This window comes from Enterococcus sp. DIV0802b, assembly GCF_050543535.1.
In the GTDB taxonomy this organism is placed as follows: Bacteria; Bacillota; Bacilli; order Lactobacillales; family Enterococcaceae; genus Enterococcus_D; species Enterococcus_D entomosocium.
This window is the reverse complement of record NZ_CP172941.1, coordinates 24271-43905: the sequence shown is the minus strand read 5'-3', so window position 1 is coordinate 43905 and position 19635 is coordinate 24271. Positions and strand designations below refer to the sequence as shown.

The 19635-nt window shown below is 44.6% G+C and carries 20 protein-coding genes and 1 other annotated feature; of the genes, 3 read left to right on the top strand and 17 right to left on the bottom strand.

Translation table 11 applies throughout. The features are described 5' to 3' along the window. The first annotated feature begins 13 nt into the window (after positions 1 to 13). Positions 14 to 664 carry a beta-phosphoglucomutase gene (pgmB, locus tag IGJ12_RS00215; protein ID WP_005232889.1) on the top strand — a complete coding sequence of 217 codons (651 nt, stop codon included), beginning with the start codon at positions 14 to 16 and terminating at the stop codon, positions 662 to 664. Between the two features lie 54 nt (positions 665 to 718). Next, complete coding sequence (gene treR / locus IGJ12_RS00210) at positions 719 to 1435, top strand: trehalose operon repressor (RefSeq protein ID WP_005226457.1); 717 nt, start codon at positions 719 to 721, stop codon at positions 1433 to 1435. Positions 1436 to 1737: 302 nt separating this feature from the next. Here the strand turns inward: treR and rny are convergent, their stop codons facing one another. The 7 genes from rny to yfmF form a co-directional block, all read right to left on the bottom strand. Further along, entirely contained in the window at positions 1738 to 3312 is a 1575-nt protein-coding gene (rny, locus tag IGJ12_RS00205) for a ribonuclease Y (protein ID WP_005232891.1), read from the bottom strand. Positions 3313 to 3555: 243 nt separating this feature from the next. Continuing rightward, complete coding sequence (gene recA / locus IGJ12_RS00200; protein WP_077453209.1) at positions 3556 to 4599, bottom strand: recombinase RecA; 1044 nt, start codon at positions 4597 to 4599, stop codon at positions 3556 to 3558. Positions 4600 to 4701: 102 nt separating this feature from the next. Continuing rightward, the gene (locus IGJ12_RS00195) at positions 4702 to 5940 is read right to left on the bottom strand and encodes a competence/damage-inducible protein A (RefSeq protein ID WP_430619230.1); all 1239 of its coding nucleotides are present in this window, start codon (positions 5938 to 5940) and stop codon (positions 4702 to 4704) included. Between the two features lie 127 nt (positions 5941 to 6067). After that, a complete protein-coding gene (pgsA, locus tag IGJ12_RS00190; RefSeq protein WP_005232894.1) occupies positions 6068 to 6649 on the bottom strand; it encodes a CDP-diacylglycerol--glycerol-3-phosphate 3-phosphatidyltransferase in 582 nt (193 codons plus the stop codon). 132 nt (positions 6650 to 6781) lie between these two features. Then, on the bottom strand, positions 6782 to 7684 hold the full coding sequence (locus tag IGJ12_RS00185; RefSeq protein ID WP_005232895.1) for a helix-turn-helix domain-containing protein: 903 nt from the start codon (positions 7682 to 7684) through the stop codon (positions 6782 to 6784). Between the two features lie 464 nt (positions 7685 to 8148). Next, positions 8149 to 9447, bottom strand: a complete 1299-nt coding sequence (gene yfmH / locus IGJ12_RS00180; RefSeq protein ID WP_005232896.1) for an EF-P 5-aminopentanol modification-associated protein YfmH — start codon at positions 9445 to 9447, stop codon at positions 8149 to 8151. Next, the gene (gene yfmF, locus IGJ12_RS00175; protein WP_429960304.1) at positions 9440 to 10708 is read right to left on the bottom strand and encodes an EF-P 5-aminopentanol modification-associated protein YfmF; all 1269 of its coding nucleotides are present in this window, start codon (positions 10706 to 10708) and stop codon (positions 9440 to 9442) included. Before yfmF ends, yfmH begins: the two co-directional genes overlap by 8 nt. Positions 10709 to 10869: 161 nt before the next feature. Between yfmF and mscL the strand changes: the two genes are divergently transcribed. Further along, positions 10870 to 11316, top strand: a complete 447-nt coding sequence (mscL, locus tag IGJ12_RS00170; RefSeq protein ID WP_429960303.1) for a large conductance mechanosensitive channel protein MscL — start codon at positions 10870 to 10872, stop codon at positions 11314 to 11316. A 96-nt stretch (positions 11317 to 11412) separates the two neighbouring features. Here the strand turns inward: mscL and IGJ12_RS00165 are convergent, their stop codons facing one another. The 10 genes from IGJ12_RS00165 to IGJ12_RS00120 all read right to left on the bottom strand — a co-directional run bounded on the left by IGJ12_RS00165 (position 11413) and on the right by IGJ12_RS00120 (position 19626). Then, positions 11413 to 11865, bottom strand: coding sequence for a GNAT family N-acetyltransferase (locus IGJ12_RS00165; RefSeq protein ID WP_086298923.1), 453 nt, complete (start codon positions 11863 to 11865; stop codon positions 11413 to 11415). Between the two features lie 61 nt (positions 11866 to 11926). Continuing rightward, positions 11927 to 12172: a Veg family protein gene (locus IGJ12_RS00160; protein WP_005226417.1), complete on the bottom strand. Its 246-nt coding sequence runs from the start codon at positions 12170 to 12172 to the stop codon at positions 11927 to 11929. Positions 12173 to 12259: 87 nt separating this feature from the next. After that, on the bottom strand, positions 12260 to 12823 hold the full coding sequence (locus IGJ12_RS00155) for a sigma-70 family RNA polymerase sigma factor (protein WP_430619229.1): 564 nt from the start codon (positions 12821 to 12823) through the stop codon (positions 12260 to 12262). Positions 12824 to 12918: 95 nt separating this feature from the next. Then, a complete protein-coding gene (locus tag IGJ12_RS00150; protein ID WP_005232902.1) occupies positions 12919 to 13437 on the bottom strand; it encodes an NYN domain-containing protein in 519 nt (172 codons plus the stop codon). Further along, positions 13434 to 14273: a 23S rRNA (guanosine(2251)-2'-O)-methyltransferase RlmB gene (rlmB, locus tag IGJ12_RS00145; protein WP_005232903.1), complete on the bottom strand. Its 840-nt coding sequence runs from the start codon at positions 14271 to 14273 to the stop codon at positions 13434 to 13436. Before rlmB ends, IGJ12_RS00150 begins: the two co-directional genes overlap by 4 nt. Continuing rightward, on the bottom strand, positions 14239 to 14661 hold the full coding sequence (locus IGJ12_RS00140) for a Mini-ribonuclease 3 (RefSeq protein WP_005232904.1): 423 nt from the start codon (positions 14659 to 14661) through the stop codon (positions 14239 to 14241). The genes rlmB and IGJ12_RS00140 overlap by 35 nt, the downstream gene beginning before the upstream one ends. Next, a complete protein-coding gene (cysS, locus tag IGJ12_RS00135) occupies positions 14658 to 16070 on the bottom strand; it encodes a cysteine--tRNA ligase (protein WP_005232905.1) in 1413 nt (470 codons plus the stop codon). Before cysS ends, IGJ12_RS00140 begins: the two co-directional genes overlap by 4 nt. Next, positions 16063 to 16599 carry a serine O-acetyltransferase EpsC gene (gene epsC, locus IGJ12_RS00130; RefSeq protein WP_034872105.1) on the bottom strand — a complete coding sequence of 179 codons (537 nt, stop codon included), beginning with the start codon at positions 16597 to 16599 and terminating at the stop codon, positions 16063 to 16065. Before epsC ends, cysS begins: the two co-directional genes overlap by 8 nt. 65 nt (positions 16600 to 16664) lie before the next feature. Then, positions 16665 to 16863: a binding site (T-box leader), on the bottom strand. Further along, a complete protein-coding gene (gene gltX, locus IGJ12_RS00125; protein ID WP_430619228.1) occupies positions 16860 to 18317 on the bottom strand; it encodes a glutamate--tRNA ligase in 1458 nt (485 codons plus the stop codon). Its footprint overlaps the feature before it by 4 nt. Positions 18318 to 18486: 169 nt before the next feature. Then, positions 18487 to 19626: a PIN/TRAM domain-containing protein gene (locus IGJ12_RS00120; protein ID WP_005232908.1), complete on the bottom strand. Its 1140-nt coding sequence runs from the start codon at positions 19624 to 19626 to the stop codon at positions 18487 to 18489. Between the last annotated feature and the right edge of the window lie 9 nt (positions 19627 to 19635).

The following is a 19635-nucleotide window of genomic DNA, read 5'->3' as shown; positions in this document are numbered from 1 at the left end:
AGGAGTGTTACACATGAAAAAAGGATTTGTTTTTGATTTAGACGGCGTTATCACGGATACAGCTAAATACCACTACATCGCATGGAAAGAATTAGCTGCGGAGATTGGGATCGAGATCGATTTGAAATTCAATGAGCAGTTAAAAGGCATTAGCCGCATGGATTCTTTAGAGCGAATCTTAACACTAGGCAACAAAAATGATGCCTACACAGAAGTCGAAAAAGAAGCCTTAGCGACAAAGAAAAATACCCACTATGTACAATTATTACAAAGCTTGACTCCTGATGATCTATTGCCGGGGGTAAAGACGTTCCTTGATGAAGCCAAAGCAAAAAATATTCCTTGTGCCATCGCTTCGGCATCCAAGAATGCGCCGTTTATTTTGGACAAACTAGGTGTCATGCAAGACTTTGATACGATCGTTGACCCAGCAACCTTGAAAAAAGGCAAACCAGATCCAGAAATCTTTATCCAAGCAGCGCTGGCACTAGGCATTGAACCGGCAGAAGCAGTTGGCTTTGAAGATGCTCAAGCAGGGATCGACGGCATCAAAGCTGCTGGTATGTACGCGGTAGGCGTTTATTCAGGAGAAGAACTACACGGTGCAGATGTGATCGTTGAAAAATTGACGGATCTAAACATTGACGAACTTTTGGCGAAATAGTCGATTGCATTTCCAAATTGGCCTCGCTATAATAGCCAAAGAGGGGGCAATCCGATGAACAAGTTCAAAGAGATATTTTTAGATTTAGAACAAAAAATTCTAGCAAACGAATACCCTCCGCATTCTTTGCTGCCTAGCGAAAACCAATTGATCAAAACTTATGGTGTCTCCCGCGAGACTGTCCGTAAGGCATTGAATTTATTGCGGGATGCTGGTTATATCCAAAAGAAACAAGGGAAAGGTTCGATCGTTTTAGACTTGAATCGCTTTGATTTCCCAATTTCCGGCTTGACGAGTTTTCGTGAGCTGCAAGATACCCAACGCATTCCTAGTGAAACAAAGGTTGTCGAGATCCGTAAGATCGCCGTTTCGCCAAAGCTGCACGAGACCACTGGTTGGCCTGTCGCTTCTGAGGCATGGAAACTGATCCGTCAGCGGAGAATCGATGGAGAAGTGGTGATTTTGGATAAAGATTACCTTGATGCTTCTATCATCGAAGAGTTGCCAGAAAACCGAGCGAAAGTATCGATTTTTGATTACTTTGAAAATGATCTTGGCCTTGAGATCGCTTATGCACAAAAAGAAATCACTGTTGACCCCGTCAACAAAGAATTGCGGGATCTAATGGATCTGCGTCCTGAAGATCAGCATGTCGTTACGGTTCGCAGCCTCGTGTATCTAGAAGACACGCGCTGTTTTGAATACACCGAATCGATCCACCGACTGGATAAATTCCGCTTTGTGGACTTTGCCCGTCGACGCAAGATTTGATGGACGTATAGACGTGAAAAAGACAAAACAGACCTAGACTTCACCGAGAAGTCTGGGTCTGTTTTATCTTTCAATCCCCCCCTCTCGAGATGATGCTGGATCGATCCTTCCTCTTTTCGCCTCTGTCGCTAACGATTCATCCTTTTGCTTTCCCGGCGTTTGGCTGCCGACGAACAAAAAAGGCTCAATCATTTATGGGACTGATGAAAAGCACAGTTGATTTTGAACAACTCAGTCGTCCTTATTAACAGTCAGCCACACAAAAAAAGCAGTACCCTCTGAGAGGATACTGCTTTTGCTTGCTATTTGGCGTAATCCGTTGCGCGGGTCTCGCGAATAACGGTTACTTTGATATGACCTGGGTAATCCAAATCGTCTTCGATCTTCTTGCGGATGTCGCGAACCAATCGTACAGCATCCAAATCAGAAATCTCTTCTGGTTTGACCATTACACGGACTTCACGTCCGGCTTGGACGGCAAAACTGGAATCGACACCTTTGAAGCCGTTGGCGATATTTTCTAGGTTTTGCAAGCGGCGAATATAATTTTCCAATGATTCGCTGCGGGCACCTGGACGGGCTGCTGACAAGGCATCTGCGGCTGCAACTAAAACAGAGATAACCGATGTTGCTTCAACATCTCCATGGTGAGAAGCGATCGCATTGATCACCACACCATTTTCTTTGTATTTGGCAGCTAACTCAGCCCCGATCTCAACGTGAGAGCCTTCGATTTCATGGTCAAGGGCTTTCCCGATATCATGCAAGAGTCCGGCACGTTTGGCTAACTGAATATCTTCGCCTAATTCTGCGGCAAGAACACCGGTTAGTTTTGCGACTTCGATCGAGTGGTTCAAGACGTTTTGTCCGTAGCTGGTACGGAAACGCAAACGACCTAAAATCTTGATCAAGTCTGGATGAAGGGTGTGAGCACCGACTTCAAAGGCTGCTTGTTCCCCATATTCACGAATATGCTCATCCATTTCTTTCCGAGATTTTTCGACCATTTCTTCAATTCGAGCTGGATGGATCCGGCCGTCTTGAATCAGTTTTTCAAGGGTCATACGAGCAATTTCACGGCGAATCGGATCAAATCCTGATAAGACGACTGCTTCTGGCGTGTCATCGATGATCAAATCGATCCCTGTCAATGTTTCAAGGGTCCGAATGTTCCGACCTTCTCTTCCGATGATTCGACCTTTCATCTCATCATTTGGTAATGATACGACCGATACCGTGGTTTCAGACACTTGGTCTGCGGCACAACGTTGGATTGCTAGGGACAAGAGATTTTTTGCTTTTCGATCTGCTTCTTCCTTCGCACGCTGTTCAGATTCTTTGACCATGATCGTTAATTCATGGTTCAATTCCTCTTCCGTTGATTTCATGATCAACTCTTTTGCTTCATCTCTAGACAGCGCGGCGATGCGCTCTAATTCTTTCTGTTGTCCATCGATTAAGTTTTCTACTTCTTTTTCTCGCTCGTCAATTAATTGTTGTTTCTCACTAAGTCTGCCTTCTTTATCTTCAAGTGAGCGTTCTCGTTTTTCCAAAGAATCGTCCTTACGATCAAGTACTTGTTCTCTTTGGAGTAAACGATTTTCTTGTGATTTTAAATCAAGTTTGCTTTCTTTCAACTCACTTTCAATCTCTGACCGATACTTCTGATTTTCTTCCTTAGCTTCTAACAATGCTTCTTTTTTAAGAGTTTCTGCTTCTTTCTTAGCGCTTTCGATAATTCCAGCTGCAGAATTTTGGGCGCCGTTGATTTCTTTCTCATGACGAGATTTCGTCACATAAACTCCTAATCCAAGACCGACAATTAAACCGATGATAGCGAGGAGAATGTAAAGTAGTTCCAATGAATCCACCTCCATACTATCTTTTTAAATATTTTGTAATTTTGATTAACAAAGGATAACAAAATTATCAATTCGCTACTTCTTATGTGGAAATCCACATACGTTTATTCTAATGTTTGAACACAAGAGTGTCAACTTTAAATAATAAAGTAAACTTTCGCAACCCTTCCTTTTTACGGATGTTTTTTCAACAATAGATGAATCTAGCAAAAAGCCACAAAAAAGCCAAACAACGAGGTTGTTTGGCTTTTTCAAGACTTATTCGTCTAATGGTAATTCTTCTTGCGCTTCCTCGAGGGTTACGGTCTCTCCTGTTCCAATCCCGTAAGCATCGCGGACGCGAGCAGAAACTTCTAGCATCATTTCTTGGTGTTCACGCATATAGTTTTTGGCGTTTTCACGACCTTGACCGATACGATCCCCTTTATAGGCATACCACGCACCGCTTTTATCGACGATATCTTGTTCCACGGCCATATCCAGCAGTTCGCCTTCTTGGGAAATCCCTTGACCATACATCATGTCGACTTCTGCTACTTTAAATGGTGGCGCTACTTTGTTTTTGACTACTTTGATCTTCGTGCGGTTCCCGATGATATCTGTACCGGATTTCAATTGCTCAGCACGACGTACTTCCAAACGGATGGTTGAATAGAATTTCAACGCACGTCCACCAGGTGTCGTTTCTGGATTCCCAAACATGATCCCAACTTTTTCGCGAATTTGGTTGATAAAGATCGCGATCGTTTTCGTTTTGTTGATGGAACCAGAAAGTTTCCGTAATGCTTGTGACATCAAACGAGCTTGCAAACCAACGTGGGTATCACCCATTTCACCATCGATCTCCGCCCGTGGGACTAAAGCTGCTACCGAGTCAATAACTACGATATCAACCGCACCACTTGAAACTAAGGCGTCAGCGATCTCTAATCCTTGTTCCCCTGTATCTGGTTGTGATAACAAAAGATCATCGATATTTACGCCTAATTTTTGCGCATACTGAGGATCTAACGCATGTTCGGCATCGATAAATGCTGCTGTTCCGCCATTTTTTTGGACTTCCGCAATGGCATGTAAAGCAACTGTCGTTTTACCAGAACTTTCTGGGCCGTAAACTTCTACGATCCGTCCTCGTGGGTAACCACCTACACCTAATGCAACATCCAAGGCCAATGAACCACTTGGGATCGTTGAAATTTGTTGATCAACTTTTTCGCCAAGCTTCATGATGGCACCTTTACCATAGTTCTTTTCAATCTTCTTTAGTGCAGCATCTAAGGCTGCTTTACGATCATCTGCCAAACGGATAATCCTCCTTATATTCATCACTTTCGTGTGTCGTTCATAAGATAATAATAGTCCTTCTGAAGGGAAATTGCAAGAAAAAACGAACAAACATTCGCATTAATTTAATAATTCCTTACGTATTTGATTTAAGCCTGCCATGACAGCACTATGCCGAATATAGGCGCGGTCGCGGTTGAAGTGATACAGCTGGCTCGAGACGCCTTTGTCAGAAGCTAAGGCGATCCAAACAGTGCCTTTGGGCTGGCCTTCTAGTTCGTCCGGACCAGCAACACCAGTAAACGCCACCGCATAATCGGTCTCTGCTTGTTTGCGGGCATAGACGGCCATTGCTTCCGCACATTCCTGACTAACAGTCCCATAGCTTTCTAAAAGCGCTGGATCGATGCCTAAGAGCTTGCTTTTTGTTCCAGCAGAATATGTCACGAACCCACCGGGAAACACCTCAGAGACGCCAGGAATCCCTCCTAGGGTCGCTTGGAACAAACCAGCGGTCAAACTTTCCGCTGCGGTGACGGTTTTCTTTTTCTCGATCAGTAGCTCGACGACTGTTTCTGCCAGCGAATTTTGTTCCCCATATCCATAGAAATACGCACCGACCCGTGCTTGGACGGTTTCTTCTAATGCATCCAATTGTTTGATCCCTTGCGCCTCGTCTGCGGTTTTGACCGTCAGACGCAACGTGACCTCATTGGGTTTGGCATAAGGAGCAATGGTGGGATTGACTTGATTCTCGATCAAATCGGCCAATTCTGTGACCAACGCCGATTCCCCGATCCCGTAATAGCGCAAAACGCGAGAAAGCAAGACTTCTTCTTGGGGAAACTGCTCTAACAGAAGTGGTTTTGCGTGGGTAAGAAACATCGCCTGCAGTTCACTTGGCGGTCCCGGCAGCAGCAAATAACTGGTAGCGGCTGTCTGATAAAAGATCCCGATCGCTAGTCCATTGGGATTTGGCAAAGACTCACCGTCTTTGAAGACTAAGGTCTGCCGCAAATTGTTTTCCGTCATCCTCCGTTGACTGTTTTCAAAGAAGGCTTTCAATTGGTGATAACCTGGTTCATCTCGCACTAATTCCTGTCCCACATGGCGGGCAGTGACTTGTTTCGTCAAGTCATCGTCGGTGGGCCCTAAGCCGCCGCACAGCACGATCAAGTCGCTGCGTTTGTCGGCGATCGTCAGCAATTCCTCTAAGCGATTGGGGTTGTCCCCGACAACACTATGATAAAAAACATCGATCCCTAGACTTGCCAGTTCTTCTGACAAGAAGGTCGCGTTCGTATTCACCACCTGTCCTAAAAGTAATTCGGTCCCGACTGCAATAATTTCTGCTTTCATTCGTTTACTCCTTCATTTATCAGATACGTAAAAGTCTTTCATATTGACAAAAAAAGTCCAGAAAACTTCTGAACTTTCGTGACTTGTATCCTTGTTTTTATCGCTTCTTTATCTAGATCTAGAAATTTTACATAGAATCTTTAAAAACATTCGTATTTTTTATGAAATAATCGACCCCGGAATAGATCGTAAAGATCAAGCATAGATACAACATGATTTGATCGACAGGTAAACCGATCATTGAAAAGGGAATGTTGTTCAAGAACAAGAAAATGATCGCAACCATTTGTGTCGCGGTTTTGATTTTCCCCGGCCACGCAGCAGCCATGACTTCGCCACTTTGTTCCACTAACAACAAGCGTAAACCTGTCACTGCCAACTCACGGCAAACGATGATCGAAACTACCCAGCCTGGGGCTTTGTCTAATTCGACCAGCATGATAAAAGCCGTCATGACGAGCATTTTATCTGCTAACGGGTCAGCAAACTTCCCGAAGTTGGTAACAAGGCCTCTGGAACGAGCGATCTTGCCATCTAGCCAGTCCGTAATGCTGGCTGCCGCAAAAAGGATCGCTGCAATAAGGTGCGTGTTTTCTAATTGTGTCGTACCAACGGTCATCGTGCCAAGATCGATCGGCAAAACCAAGACCAAAATAAAGATGGGGATCATAATGATCCGTAATACAGTTAATTGATTGGGTAAATTCACGAAATAGACTCCTCTCTGCCGACTATTGTACGAAATAACGGCAAATCATGCCACTACTTCTGCTTTTCACCAGTCGGGTGCAACAGATAACTTTTTAGCTAATGATACCTCAATAAGGCGCATTTGTCAGATTTATGCCGCATCGTCTTGGTATTCAATCACGAGACGGACCGTCTTTTGTAACAATTCAAATTGCGGATCAGAAAAGTCCACTTCCTGTCCATTGGCCTTGATGGAGATATTTTGGCTTGCGCCCAGGGTCAAAGTCGCATTCGTGGCGCCTTCTGGCAGCGTCATTGATTGCGTTTCCCCTGCTTGTAGAGTGTATTGGTACACATAAGCATTGTCAACTTGTACACCGACCCAACAAGAAGCATCTAGCCCAGTAAATGCCAATTCAATAGGGTTTTCCGCATCTTTCATCGTGATCGTGATCGACGATTGCGTGGAATCGCTAGCCGTCATCGTCATTTTCGCTTCGCTGGATTCCGTCGTACTTGATGACTCCGTCGCTTCACTCGAAGTACTGGTTTCTTCCGTACTTGTCGTGGTGGAAGCTGTAGACGCCGAATTTTCTACCACGAGAGAAGAACTCCCTTGGATCATCGGTGTTGTATTACGGTCTTGCCAAGCCATGTAGCCCACGATACTCACGATCGTAATGGCAACCAGACCTAATAAAATCATCGGCAAATAGCGGACAACAAATGAGCCGCTTTTTTCTTCTACGTGCTGTGCTTTTCGTGAGCCGCTGACGGTTTCAGGCTGCGGTCTTTTTGGTAAGGGGGCGTCTAACGTATCTTTGCCATCAAAAACGGCCACCAATTTGTCGCCGTCTTCTCCAACCGCTGCTGCATATTGGCGAATAAACGCGCGGACATAAAAAGTGCCTGGCAATTGATCAAAACGCTCCGCTTCAATTGCTTCTAAATAGCGTTTTTGGATCTTTGTCATTTGTTGTAATTCAATCAATGAAATGTTCTTATCTAAACGGGCTTGCCGTAATTTTGCTCCAATCGTTGTTTCGTTGGCCACTCGATCATCTACTCCAGTCTTTTATTCATCTTTAAAAAAAGCCCTAAAATCGCTTCGCTGCTTGTCGTAAGGTCAGCAAAGCTGCTCTATCATTTTAAAACAGGGGTTCCCTGTATCAGTCAATAAAAAAAACTCCGTCACGCCGATTTCCATCTGGGCGCGCCGTCTACTAAATATAACATTTTTTCCGTGATTTTTTGCAAAAAAACAAAAAAAGATTTTGCTTCAATAATTAAAGAATACCATAAAAGAAAAAGTCTGAGGATAGCCTAACCACAACTCGCAAACAAATTTTAATACTTTTCGCCAAATTGGCATCAAAATGCAAGAAAAAACCACCCTTTGACGCAAAAAGAAAACACTGAATGATCTAGGAGGTGGGCAGCCCTTGAGCTGTTGGGCCTTCCTCCTTGAATCATTCAGTGTCGCTTAAATGACAGCTGTTTGACAAAACCAGCCTTCGCTTAGGCTTTTTCCGTTGGATACATGTAAAAACGGCTAAACGCTTTAGGATCGATAAAGGAACGAGCCGCTTGCTGAACATCTTCCAAAGTGATCGATTGGATCACCTCCGGTAGATCAAAGAGCGTCGTTTCACCGAATAAGCTTTGGGTAAACTGGTTTGCAATAAACTCCAATGAGTTCAGTGATTGGAAATATTTCCCTAGCATTTTCTTCTTCAATAACGTCAAGTTTTCTTCATTAATCTCTGGGTCGTGCTGGAAATTCATTAAGATCGCTTCGATCTCTGCCAACATTTCTTTTGGCTCTTCAGAATCCCCCGAGAAATCGGCAAAGTAAAAGCCGCGATCCAAGTTCACTTCAAATCCAAACGTGTCATCGATGATGCCTTGATCATACAGACGCAAATAATTGGCGGAAGTATTGCCTAAAACCAATTGGCAGAAAAGGTTCAACGCATTTTTGAAGCGTAAGAGCTCTCTTCCTGATTCCGGCAGTTTGTTCAAGTCCCCTTTGATCCCTAACACGCCTTTAGCACGTGTCACTGGCATGGTAAGACTTGATTCTGCTTGAATATCGGCAAAGGTTTCTTCAGGAAACTGGCGAATGATCGCTTGCGTTTCTGGAAAGGTCTTGGCCGCTTGATTGGTCCGAATCCACGCCATCGTTTCTTCCGGATCGATGTTGCCTACCACAAAAAGTGTCATGTTGCTTGGGTGATAGAAGGTATTGTAGCAAAGATACAAGTCTTCTGCGGTGATCTGCGCAATGCTTTCCACCGTACCAGCGATATCGATATGCAGGGGGTGCTTCGGATACAAATTTTTGATGATGCCGAAAAACTGCTGCCAGTTCGGATCGTCATCATACATTTGGATTTCTTGGCCAATGATCCCTTTTTCTTTTTCAACGGTTTCTTCTGTGAAATACGGGGCTTGAACGAAATCAATCAACGTTTCAAGGTTCAGCTTGATTTGATCGGTTGCCGAAAAAAGGTAGCTGGTTTTCGTGAAACTGGTAAAGGCATTGGCAGAAGCCCCCTGCTGACCAAAGGTTTGAAAGACATCGCCGTCTTCTTTTTCAAACAGTTTGTGCTCTAGAAAATGGGCAATGCCATCTGGAACTTGATGCAATGCTTCGGGTGAAAACCCGAAATGATTGTCGACAGAGCCATAGTTCGTACTGAAAAGTCCGTAAGTTTTATGGAAATCGGCTTTTGGCAGCAAATAAACTTTCAAGCCGTTTGGCAATACTTCTTCATAAAGGGTCTCATTGATTTGCTGATAGACTTTTTTATTCATGGGTCGTCTCCTTATCCAGGAAGAATACAGCTTGCAAGGACACGTTTTTGGCCAATGCTTGGACATCTGCTACGGTCACTTGAGCCAATTTCTGCATAAATTCATCTTCCGTCATTTTCGTATTCGGTACCCACTGATTCAGATAGGCTGTTTCGATCAGTGCTTGTGGGTTATCCAACGAAAGCAAGTACTGGTTTTTCAACATCGCTTTTGTTTGTGCCAGTTCTTCCGCTGTGACTTCGCCACGCTGCAAGCTTTGCAGCTGTTGTTCGATCAATTTGAAGACCTTGTCGCGGTTTTTGCCGTCGATTCCTGTTTGGACCGACAAGTACCCGCGAAACGTATCGATACTGCTGGAAGCATAATAAGCCAAACTTTCTTTCTCTCGGACATTCATAAACAGTTTTGAATGAGGGAATCCGCCAAACAACCCGTTGAAGACCATAAAGGCGATCCGCTCGGCTTGGTCATAATACACGCCAGTATGATAGCCTAAGTTCAATTTGGCTTGAATGATTGGTTCCCGCAAGATTTTCTCGCGAATGATATTTTCCGCCGCTTGCTGATAAAAGACCGGTATTGCTTGGTCTGGCCGATCGGTAAAGGCCATGTTCTGGAAAATCTCCGCGACTTCTGATTCAACCACATCGCCGATCACAAAAAGATCGATTTGGTCATTGTCCATCATTGAGCGATAGGTTTGGTAAAGCTCTTTTGCGGTCACAGCTTCTAAGTCTTGGGGACGGCCAAAGCTCGGATACTTCTGATTCTGATCGTTTTCGAAATACAACTCTTGCAGCCCTAAAGAAGCCAATGCTTGCTTATCTTCTGCCACGCTGTTCATATAGGCGATCAAGTTGTGCTTTTCGATGGTAAAGTTCTTTTCCTCAAATTGCTCCTCGTGGGCATTCGGATGGAACAAAACTTCTGCTAAAAAAGCGGCTGCTTGCGGCAAGACTGCTTCATCTGACACATACTTCCCGTTGACAAAGGACATCGCTGCATTGATTTGATGCAGATTGCCCCGTTTGTTGACATTCATTCCAAAGCTGGCACCGTAAAGCTCCGCCAGTTGACTGCTAAATGCGGTCTGCGTCGGATAAGCCAAACTAGTCGTTTCTAATAAACTAGTCAATAAAGTCCGTTTGGCGGTCATTTCGGCCTGCAATGGTGCAGTGAACCGAACGAAAAAACGGATCGTTTTATACTTTTTGGTCGGCAGCACCGTTAACCGAACACCTTTTTTTAATTCAATAGACATGTGACACCCCTTCTAGAAGCAAAATTATCTCTTCAATTATAGCATAGCTGACAAACTTTCTCCTTGGCTCATTGATCAAACCTGCTGCAGCGAGCGTTTTTTTTTATAAATCTTGCATTTTTCGCTATACTGTCAGTAAGATTTAGAAGGGAGGATACAGGATGATTAAAGAATTTAAAGAATTTATTTTACGAGGAAACGTCATTGACTTGGCGATCGGGGTCGTGATCGGGAGTGCCTTCACCGCAATCGTCACTAGTTTAGTTGAAGGATTGCTGACACCATTGGTTTCATGGATCTTATCACTCTTCGGTAACGCCGATGCCTTTTCTGGCTTGGTCGTTGAACCCGCCAAAAATGTAGTCTTTGATTTTGGCCGCGTCATCACTGCCATTATTACGTTCTTGATTACCGCATTTGTCTTGTTCTTGATTGTCAAAGCAGTGAACAAATTACGCAATCTGAAACAACAACCTGAGGAAGACGAAGTACCAGAAATCACTGCAGAGGATTATTTAGAAGAGATTCGTGATCTTTTAAAAGCGCAAACGCCTACTGCCAACACCGTTGATCCACGTCCAACATCATTGGACGATACGATCAGATAAGAAACCGGCTCTTTGTCATTAAGGACAAAAGAAGCAATTCGGATTCATCCGATCCATCAATCATAGCGCTAAAAGAAGCAAGCACGGCGAACCTCTCTAGAGAGTCGCTGTGCTTGCTTCTTTTTTCATCCCGACATGCAGGATCCCGTCTTCATAAAAAGGCGGTGTAATGGTTTTAAAGCCATACTGGCCGTAGAATTTTTCTAAGTGGGCTTGTGCTTCGATCTCAATAGGCAAAGCCGGATAACACTGCTCAATGCGATGCAAAACTTCTTTGATCAGACGATGGCCTTCTTTTTGCCCCCGGTATGCCGGTGCCACAATGACCCGACCAAAATGCACCGTTTGTTCCTGCTGGAAAATACGGGCGTATGAAACGACCTGCCCGTCCTCATCAAGGGCCCATAAATGTTTGGCCTGTGCATCGATCACATCGATCTCCTGATACGCACACGCTTGTTCCACCACAAAAACTGCTGTGCGCAAACGGGCAAGTTGATAAAACTCCACCCCAGTCATTTCCCCTAACTCTTTTAGAAAAAACGCCATCCCATCACTCCTTATCTTGTTGAACCAAAAAAGAGTCAACAAAGTGTCAACTCTTTTTGTTTCAAACAGCTTCCGATAAAAATTCAATCTCAACAGTTCTGGTTAAAATATCTGAATAACTATAAGAAACCCGCTCGAATGAATTCTCGTTTGGATCCAAATCTACAACAAAAACTGAAGGATAAGTTTCTGTCAAAACGCCGCGACGTTCAGTTTGACGCTTACGTCCAGTCTGAGCAACTAGCATAATCTCACTACCGATACGGCCTTCTAAATCTTTCTTGATTGTAGCTAAAGTTGTTGGCATCGCATTCACCTCGAGCATCATTATACCACGAAATGCAGAAAATTTCAAGTTTACCATAAAATAATTCTACTTTCAATAAGATTTTTGTTAAACGTCTTTGATAAGCGCTATCAATTTTGTCCCACCGCGGCTGAAAGCGCTTTTTATTTTTTCGTAAGACAGCTTTTCTTGAGCCGCAATCTGATCAAGTTCTAATCCTTTTAAATAATTCATTATAACCATTCTTTCTAAAGACGATAAACTTTTCGGATACTCTACCAACGATTCATTAACAAACAAATAGGTCTCTGCAGTTTCCGCACAGCGATTATGATCGGTCAAAAACCGATTGCCTTCTTGTGAAAGCTTTTCTTCCAGCGAGCAGGCATCGACTTGGGCTTTGCGTTTTTGGGCATGCTGCGCCCGCAACAAGCTGCAGATACGGTTTTCAAAGGATCGCTTAAACAAGATACCCAGCGTCGTTCCTTTGTCCTGATCGTAAGTCTTTAGACACTTATTAAAAACGATCCGGCCTTCTTGCAGCCAATCATCTAAGTCATAATCCCGCAGATAATATTTTTTATGCAAAATCTCAACGATCGGTCGATATTTTCTGAACAACTCTTCAAATCTATCAGAAGGGTGTGATACTTGTCCTTCTTCCCTGCGCATCGATATCACTCCTTTTGTTTTTGCTTCATTTGCTACAAAAGGAGCGTATCATAAATGGCTGGGACATCTTCTAATTTACCAGACCAACTTTGTCCCTAACTAAGGTCGCGCAATTTCTTTTCAAGTTCAGCTAATTGTTCCGGTGACCAAGGGGAATTGCGCCGGAAATTTTCAAACCGCAAATCGGTTTGATGCTCGTGGATGTCTTTTTCTGTTTTTTCCACGCTTTTGTACAATTCCCGTGCCGAAGTTCGCAAAGCACCTTGAGAGAAGATCACCCACTGTTCGGCTAAATCGCTGGTAGCGACGGTGACTTGCGTCAATCGATTGTTTAACTCACCAGCGATTCGTTCAATGTAGCTGTCGGCGGTCTCTCCTTCTTCGGTAAAAATAACTTCCAGCTGATATTTGGTGTAACTTTGTGTCACACCAGGCACCAGTTGGGCATCAAAAACAACGATGATTCTCAAGCCTTCATATTTTGCATAATTCGATAGCCGGTTCAGCAAAGCTTCTCTCGCATCTTCTAAACGGTCCTGATTTTTCAAAAGAACCAGCTCCGGCCAAGCGCCAATCATATTGTAGCCATCCACGATCAGCAAAGGGGTTTTCATTGGGATGCCCCATTTCGGCTAGTAAAGGCCTGATACATCAACAAGCCTGCCGCCACACTGGCGTTCAAGCTCTGCACGTGCCCGGTCATTGGGATCGTCAGCATTTGATCCACTTCTTTTTTCAAACCTTCCCCCATGCCGCGACCTTCGTTACCGATGATCAAACCGACCGCCCCTTGGGCATTCCATGTACGGTAATCACTGCCGCTCATATCAGTACCGAAGATCCAAAAACCAGCTTTTTTCAGCTGCTGGACTGCTTGGGTCAAGTTGGTCACTCGAGCCACAGGGATATGTTCCACTGCGCCGGTCGATGTTTTCACCACGATCGGCGTGATCCCCACCGCACGGTGTTTCGGAATGATGATCCCGTCTACGCCGCTGGCATCAGCGGTTCGCATGATGGAGCCGAAATTATGGGGATCTTCTAGATTATCTAAAATCAGATACAGCGGCTGTTCTTTCGTTTGGGCCAACAATTCATCCAAGGTCAAATACTGGTAAGGGGTGATCGCCAAGATCATGCCTTGATGGACCCCTTGGTCACTCATCGTATCCAGCTTTTGTTTTGGCACCCATTTGACAGGAACTGCCTGTTCCCGTGCCATTTCTTTCAGACGATCGATCTTTTCTCCCCTTGCCTCTTCAGAAAGAAACAGCTTGTTGCCTCGCCCTTCTTTCAAGGCTTCAGCAACCGCATGATAGCCAAAGACAAAATTATCTTCGATGGCTTCTCCCTCGGCTTCTTTGCGGCGATCCGGTCTATTTTCTTTTCTGGCTTCTGATTGGCCAGCTGTTTTTTTATTTGGACGCTTTCTTTGCGGTTTTTCTCGCATCTTCTTCTCCTACTTTCTTTATACACCAGTCTACCAGCTCGTCTAAGCGTTCTTTTTGCTGCGTGAGGTGCAAATACCCGATCAGCGATTCAAAGCCAGTAGCGATGCGATACGTCGTGACATCGGCATTTTTGGCACCCGTATGACTTTTACTATTACGGCCGCGACGATAAAAATCATGTTCTTCTTCGGTCAAGATCTCTTCATCCAACATCTTTTGGATCAACGCTGCTTGGGCCTTGGCAGATACATAGTGGGTCGCCATATGGTGCAGTTGGTTTGGTCGGGTTTGGCCTTGGGCGACTAAATAATCGCGAATATAGACTTCATAGACCGCATCCCCCACATAGGCCAATGCCAAACCATTCAATTGTTTATAATCTCTCATACTTCTCGTCTCCATCGGGTTCCTTGCGGGGTATCTTCTAAGATGATCCCTTGTTCTTTCAACTCATCACGGATTTGGTCGCTGCGGGCAAAATCTTTGGCTTTGCGGGCGGCGATTCGTTCATTGATCAGCTGTTCGATTTCTTCATCTAGCAATTCTTCTGATACAAAATAAATCCCGAAAATCGTCAGCCATTCGCTGAACTTGGCTAATCCAGCGGTTAATAAAGCCAAGTCTGTTTCTGGGTCTTCGCTAGCTAAGTTCAGCCACTTCGCCAATTCATAGACCACTGTGATCCCATTAGCCGCGTTGAAATCATCGTCCATTTCTTTGATGAAACGTTCTTCAAATTCTTCCAGAACCGGTGCATTGACTTCCTCATCGCTGGCTTGATAGTGACTGCTATTCAAGCGGAATTTGGCATTTTCATAGGTCGTACGCAATTTTTGCAGATTGGTTTGTGCTTCATGCAAGGTAGTCTCGCTGTATTTGATTGGTCGGCGGTACTGAGTCGTTGCCAAAAAGAAACGCAGCACCTGTGGATCAACTTTTTTGACCATCTCATGCACCGTGACGAAGTTGCCCAGCGACTTACTCATTTTTTCTTCGTCTTCACCGATCGTCACATAGCCATTATGCATCCAATAGTTGGCAAAGGTCTTGCCGGTTTTTGCCTCGCTTTGGGCGATCTCATTTTCATGATGAGGGAAGGTCAAGTCTTGTCCGCCTCCATGAATATCGATGGTCTCGCCTAGGTGTTTGGTCGCCATCACCGAGCATTCGATATGCCAGCCGGGACGGCCGGCTCCCCAAGGAGATTCCCAAGCGATCTCATCGCCTTTTGCCGCTTTCCACAAAGCAAAATCCAACGGATCTTCCTTGATTTTTTGTTCTTCACCGGTTCGCTGGCTTGCGCCGACTTCCAGCTCGTCGATGGATTGGTCGCTTAATTGCCCATAGTGAGCAAATTTACGGGTACGGTAATAAACATCGCCATTGACTGGATAGGCATAGCCTTTTTCTACAAGAGCAGCAATAAAGGCAATGATGTCTTCAATATGATCCATCACACGAGGATTCATCGTAGCAGGTTTGACATTCAGCGCTGCAGTATCTTCATTGAAGGCGTTGATAAAACGCTCTGCCACTTCTGGGGCCGTCGTACCTAATTCTTTTGCTGCACGAATGATTTTATCATCGACATCGGTAAAATTCATCAAATAGTCCACTGTATAGCCGCGGTATTCGAAATAACGACGTACGGTATCAAATGAAACAGTACTGCGGCCATTCCCGATATGGATATAGTTATAGACGGTGGGTCCGCAAACATACATTTTTACTTTCTTTTCTTCCAATGGCTGAAACACTTCTTTTTCTCGTGTCAGCGTATTATAGATTTTAATCATCGTGGGTAACCTTCTTTCCTTTGATTCGAACGATCTTTGCCGGGATGCCGACAGCAGTTGCTTCTGCGGGGATATCCTTCAAAACCACTGCATTGGCGCCGATCTTTGCATATTCACCGATCGTGACAGGACCTAAGATCTGCGCATGGGCTGAGAGAAACGCACCGGTTTTAACCGTGGGATGACGCTTGCCCCGCTCTTTGCCGGTTCCCCCCAGGGTGACTCCGTGAAACAAGACGACATCATCTTCAATGATCGCCGTTTCCCCAATCACGACCCCCATCCCATGATCGATAAAGACCCCTTGGCCGATCTGGGCACCAGGATGAATCTCGATCCCGGTCAAGAAACGCCAAAACTGGGCCGTCAGTTTTGCCAAAAAATACCAGCGATGCTGAAACAAAAAGTGCGCCCAACGATGCCAAAATAAGGCATGGAATCCCGGATACGTGATGATGATCTCCAACGTTGATCGCACCGACGGATCGTGTTTTTTTGTTGCCGCAATTGCTTTTTTGAACCAAGTCATCTTCTCACCTGCTTTATCCAAACTTCTTGATACGAAAAAAGCGTCTTTCAAATAAGTTTCCTTATTCAAAAGACGCTTTTTTGCGTGGTCCCACTTTTGTTCGCAGTTCGGCACTGCCTTCAAGCGGGTAACGTCCGCTGCTTCGTCTTTGACTTGCGCCAAAGCCACTCCTAGGTGCATTTCCTAGCCTTTTTTGACCACTCTCACCTTCCGTGGCCTCTCTGAAAAAAATCGGCTAGTACTTCGTCTATTCGCTGTGTTTATAACACGTTATTCAAATGATCAAGGGCTTTTTCTTTCCCTAATAATTCAACGGTATCCGGTAGTTCTGGTCCATGGGTTTGGCCTGAGACTGCCACTCGGATCGGCATGAATAAATTCTTGCCTTTGATGCCTGTTTCTTTTTGGATCTCCTTGATAGCTGCTTTGACTGCTGCAGCTTCAACGACTGGCATCGCCAGCAATTTTTCTTTAAAGGCTGTTAAAACCGTCGGTACGGTTTCCCCTGCCAAGACTTCTTTGGCTGCATCATCTAATTCAGGATGTTCTTCGAAGAACAATTCCGAAAGATCGACGATTTGAGCCGCAAAACTCATTTGTGGTTGATACAAGGATACGATTTTTTTCAACCAAGCAACTTTTTCTTCGGTCAATGTTTCTTCGATGCGGCCAGCTTTTACCAAGTAAGGAACGCACATTGCCGTCAATTCATCCAAATCCATTAGTTTCATGTATTGGTTATTGACCCATTCCAATTTCTTGGCATCGAAGGCAGCTGGTGATTTACTCAACCGTTCAGGATCAAAGATTTTGATCAATTCTTCTTGAGAGAAAATTTCTTCCTCCCCAACTGGTGACCAGCCTAAAAGTGCAATAAAGTTGAACATAGCATCTGGCAAATAGCCCAATTCACGGTATTGCTCGATGAATTGCAGAATCGATTCGTCCCGTTTGCTTAATTTTTTCCCAGTTTCGCTATTGATGATTAACGTCATGTGACCGAATTCCGGTGCTTGCCAGCCAAATGCTTCATAGATCATCAACTGTTTTGGTGTGTTGGCGATGTGGTCATCTCCACGCAACACATGGGTGATTTTCATATGATGGTCATCCACTGCTACTGCAAAGTTGTAGGTCGGCATGCCATCACGTTTTTGGATGACAAAATCGCCACCGACATTATCTGATTCAAAAACGATCTCGCCTTTGACCATGTCATGGAATTTGTATTCAGTATTGCGAGAGACACGGAAACGAATCACTGGTTTCAAGCCTTGTGCTTCTTTTTCGGCTTGCTCTTCCGGTGTTAAGTTGGCACATTTCCCTGCATAATGAGGCATTTCGCCACGCGTTCTTTGGCCTTCGCGTTCGGCTTCCAACTCTTCTTCCGTACAATAACACTTATACGCACGATTGCTTGCGAGCAATTGATCGATCAGTGGTTGGTAGATATCGCCGCGTTCTGATTGACGATACGGCCCATATTCCCCTGGATTTTCAGGTGATTCGTCCCAATCCATCCCTAACCATTGCAAGTTTTCAAGCTGGCTTTTTTCACCATCTTCAATGTTTCTTTTTTGATCGGTGTCTTCGATTCGGATAATAAATTCACCGTCATTGTGACGAGCAAACAAATAATTGAATAAAGCCGTCCGAGCATTCCCGATGTGTAAATGTCCTGTTGGACTTGGCGCGTAACGTACACGTACTTTTGTCATTGTTTTCCTCTTCCTTCATCTGATTTCCAAGCCAGCCAAGCTGCTTGGGGCTTATTGTTCAGTTTAGTGGGAAAGACCCGCGTAAAAAACAGAACCCTCAAGTTGAATTGTACAATCAATAACCCAATTAGTAAAGGCAGCTGGCATATTTTACGCCAGCTGCCGAGGATTATTTCTCTGATTTTGATCCTTCTTTGTTGTCGATGCCGCGACCAGAATGGGCTGGTTTGGCAAAAATCATCCGCCCAGCTGCCGTTTGCAAGGCGCTGGTGACGATCACTTCGATATGTTCGTTCATGTAATGCTGGCCATCTTCCACCACGACCATCGTCCCATCATCTAGATAAGCGACCCCTTGCTGCCGCTCCGTGCCAGCTTTCACTACTAAGACGTGCATGCTTTCTCCTGGAATCACCACTGGTTTGACCGCATTGGCCAACGCATTGATATTCAAGACCGGCACATTTTGAAATTCAGAAACTTTGTTTAAATTGTAGTCATTAGTCACAACGACACCATCCAGCAATTTCGCTAACTTGATCAGCTTGCTGTCGACTTCGGAAATGTCTTCAAAATCGCCTTCGTACATCTCAACTGCGATGCCTTCTTCTTTTTGCAAAGCATTCAAAATATCCAAGCCGCGACGGCCCCGGACCCGTTTCAAACTATCGCCAGAATCTGCGATGTATTGCAATTCATACAAAACGAAATTCGGGATTAGCAGGACGCCTTCCAAAAAGCCGGTTTTGGCAATATCATAGATCCGGCCATCAATGATCACGCTGGTATCCAAAATTTTGTATTTGTGGAAATGATCCGCGATTTTTCTTTCTAGCATCTGCTGTTCATCTTGCTCTTGAGGCTCTGCCTTTTTATTTTTCGGGGCAAAGACTTTTTTCCATTCATCGATCCGTGTCGTCCCGATCTGAAAACCGAGATACCCTAACAGGACCATCACTAAGATTGGGGCGATCCCGTTGATAAAAGGAATATCCCAATTGTAAAAAGGAATCGACACGATCACACCGATCATCAGACCGATGATCGAACCAATTGCGCCAAACAAGAGATAGGTTAAGCTCAATTCGCTTAGTTTTTCTTCAATTTTGCGAATACCGGCTGCAATATATTTCGCTAATAGTAAAGATAATAAAAAGAAAATAAGGGCTCCAAGCAAACTATTAGTGATGTTATTATTCAGCCATTCATTTTGGGTTTGCCCAATGGCTTGCCATGCGATAGGCATCAGTGAGATCCCCAGACTTGCTCCGGCAAGTACCATTAGTGCGGTAATGACTCGTTTCTGCATACATGTTCC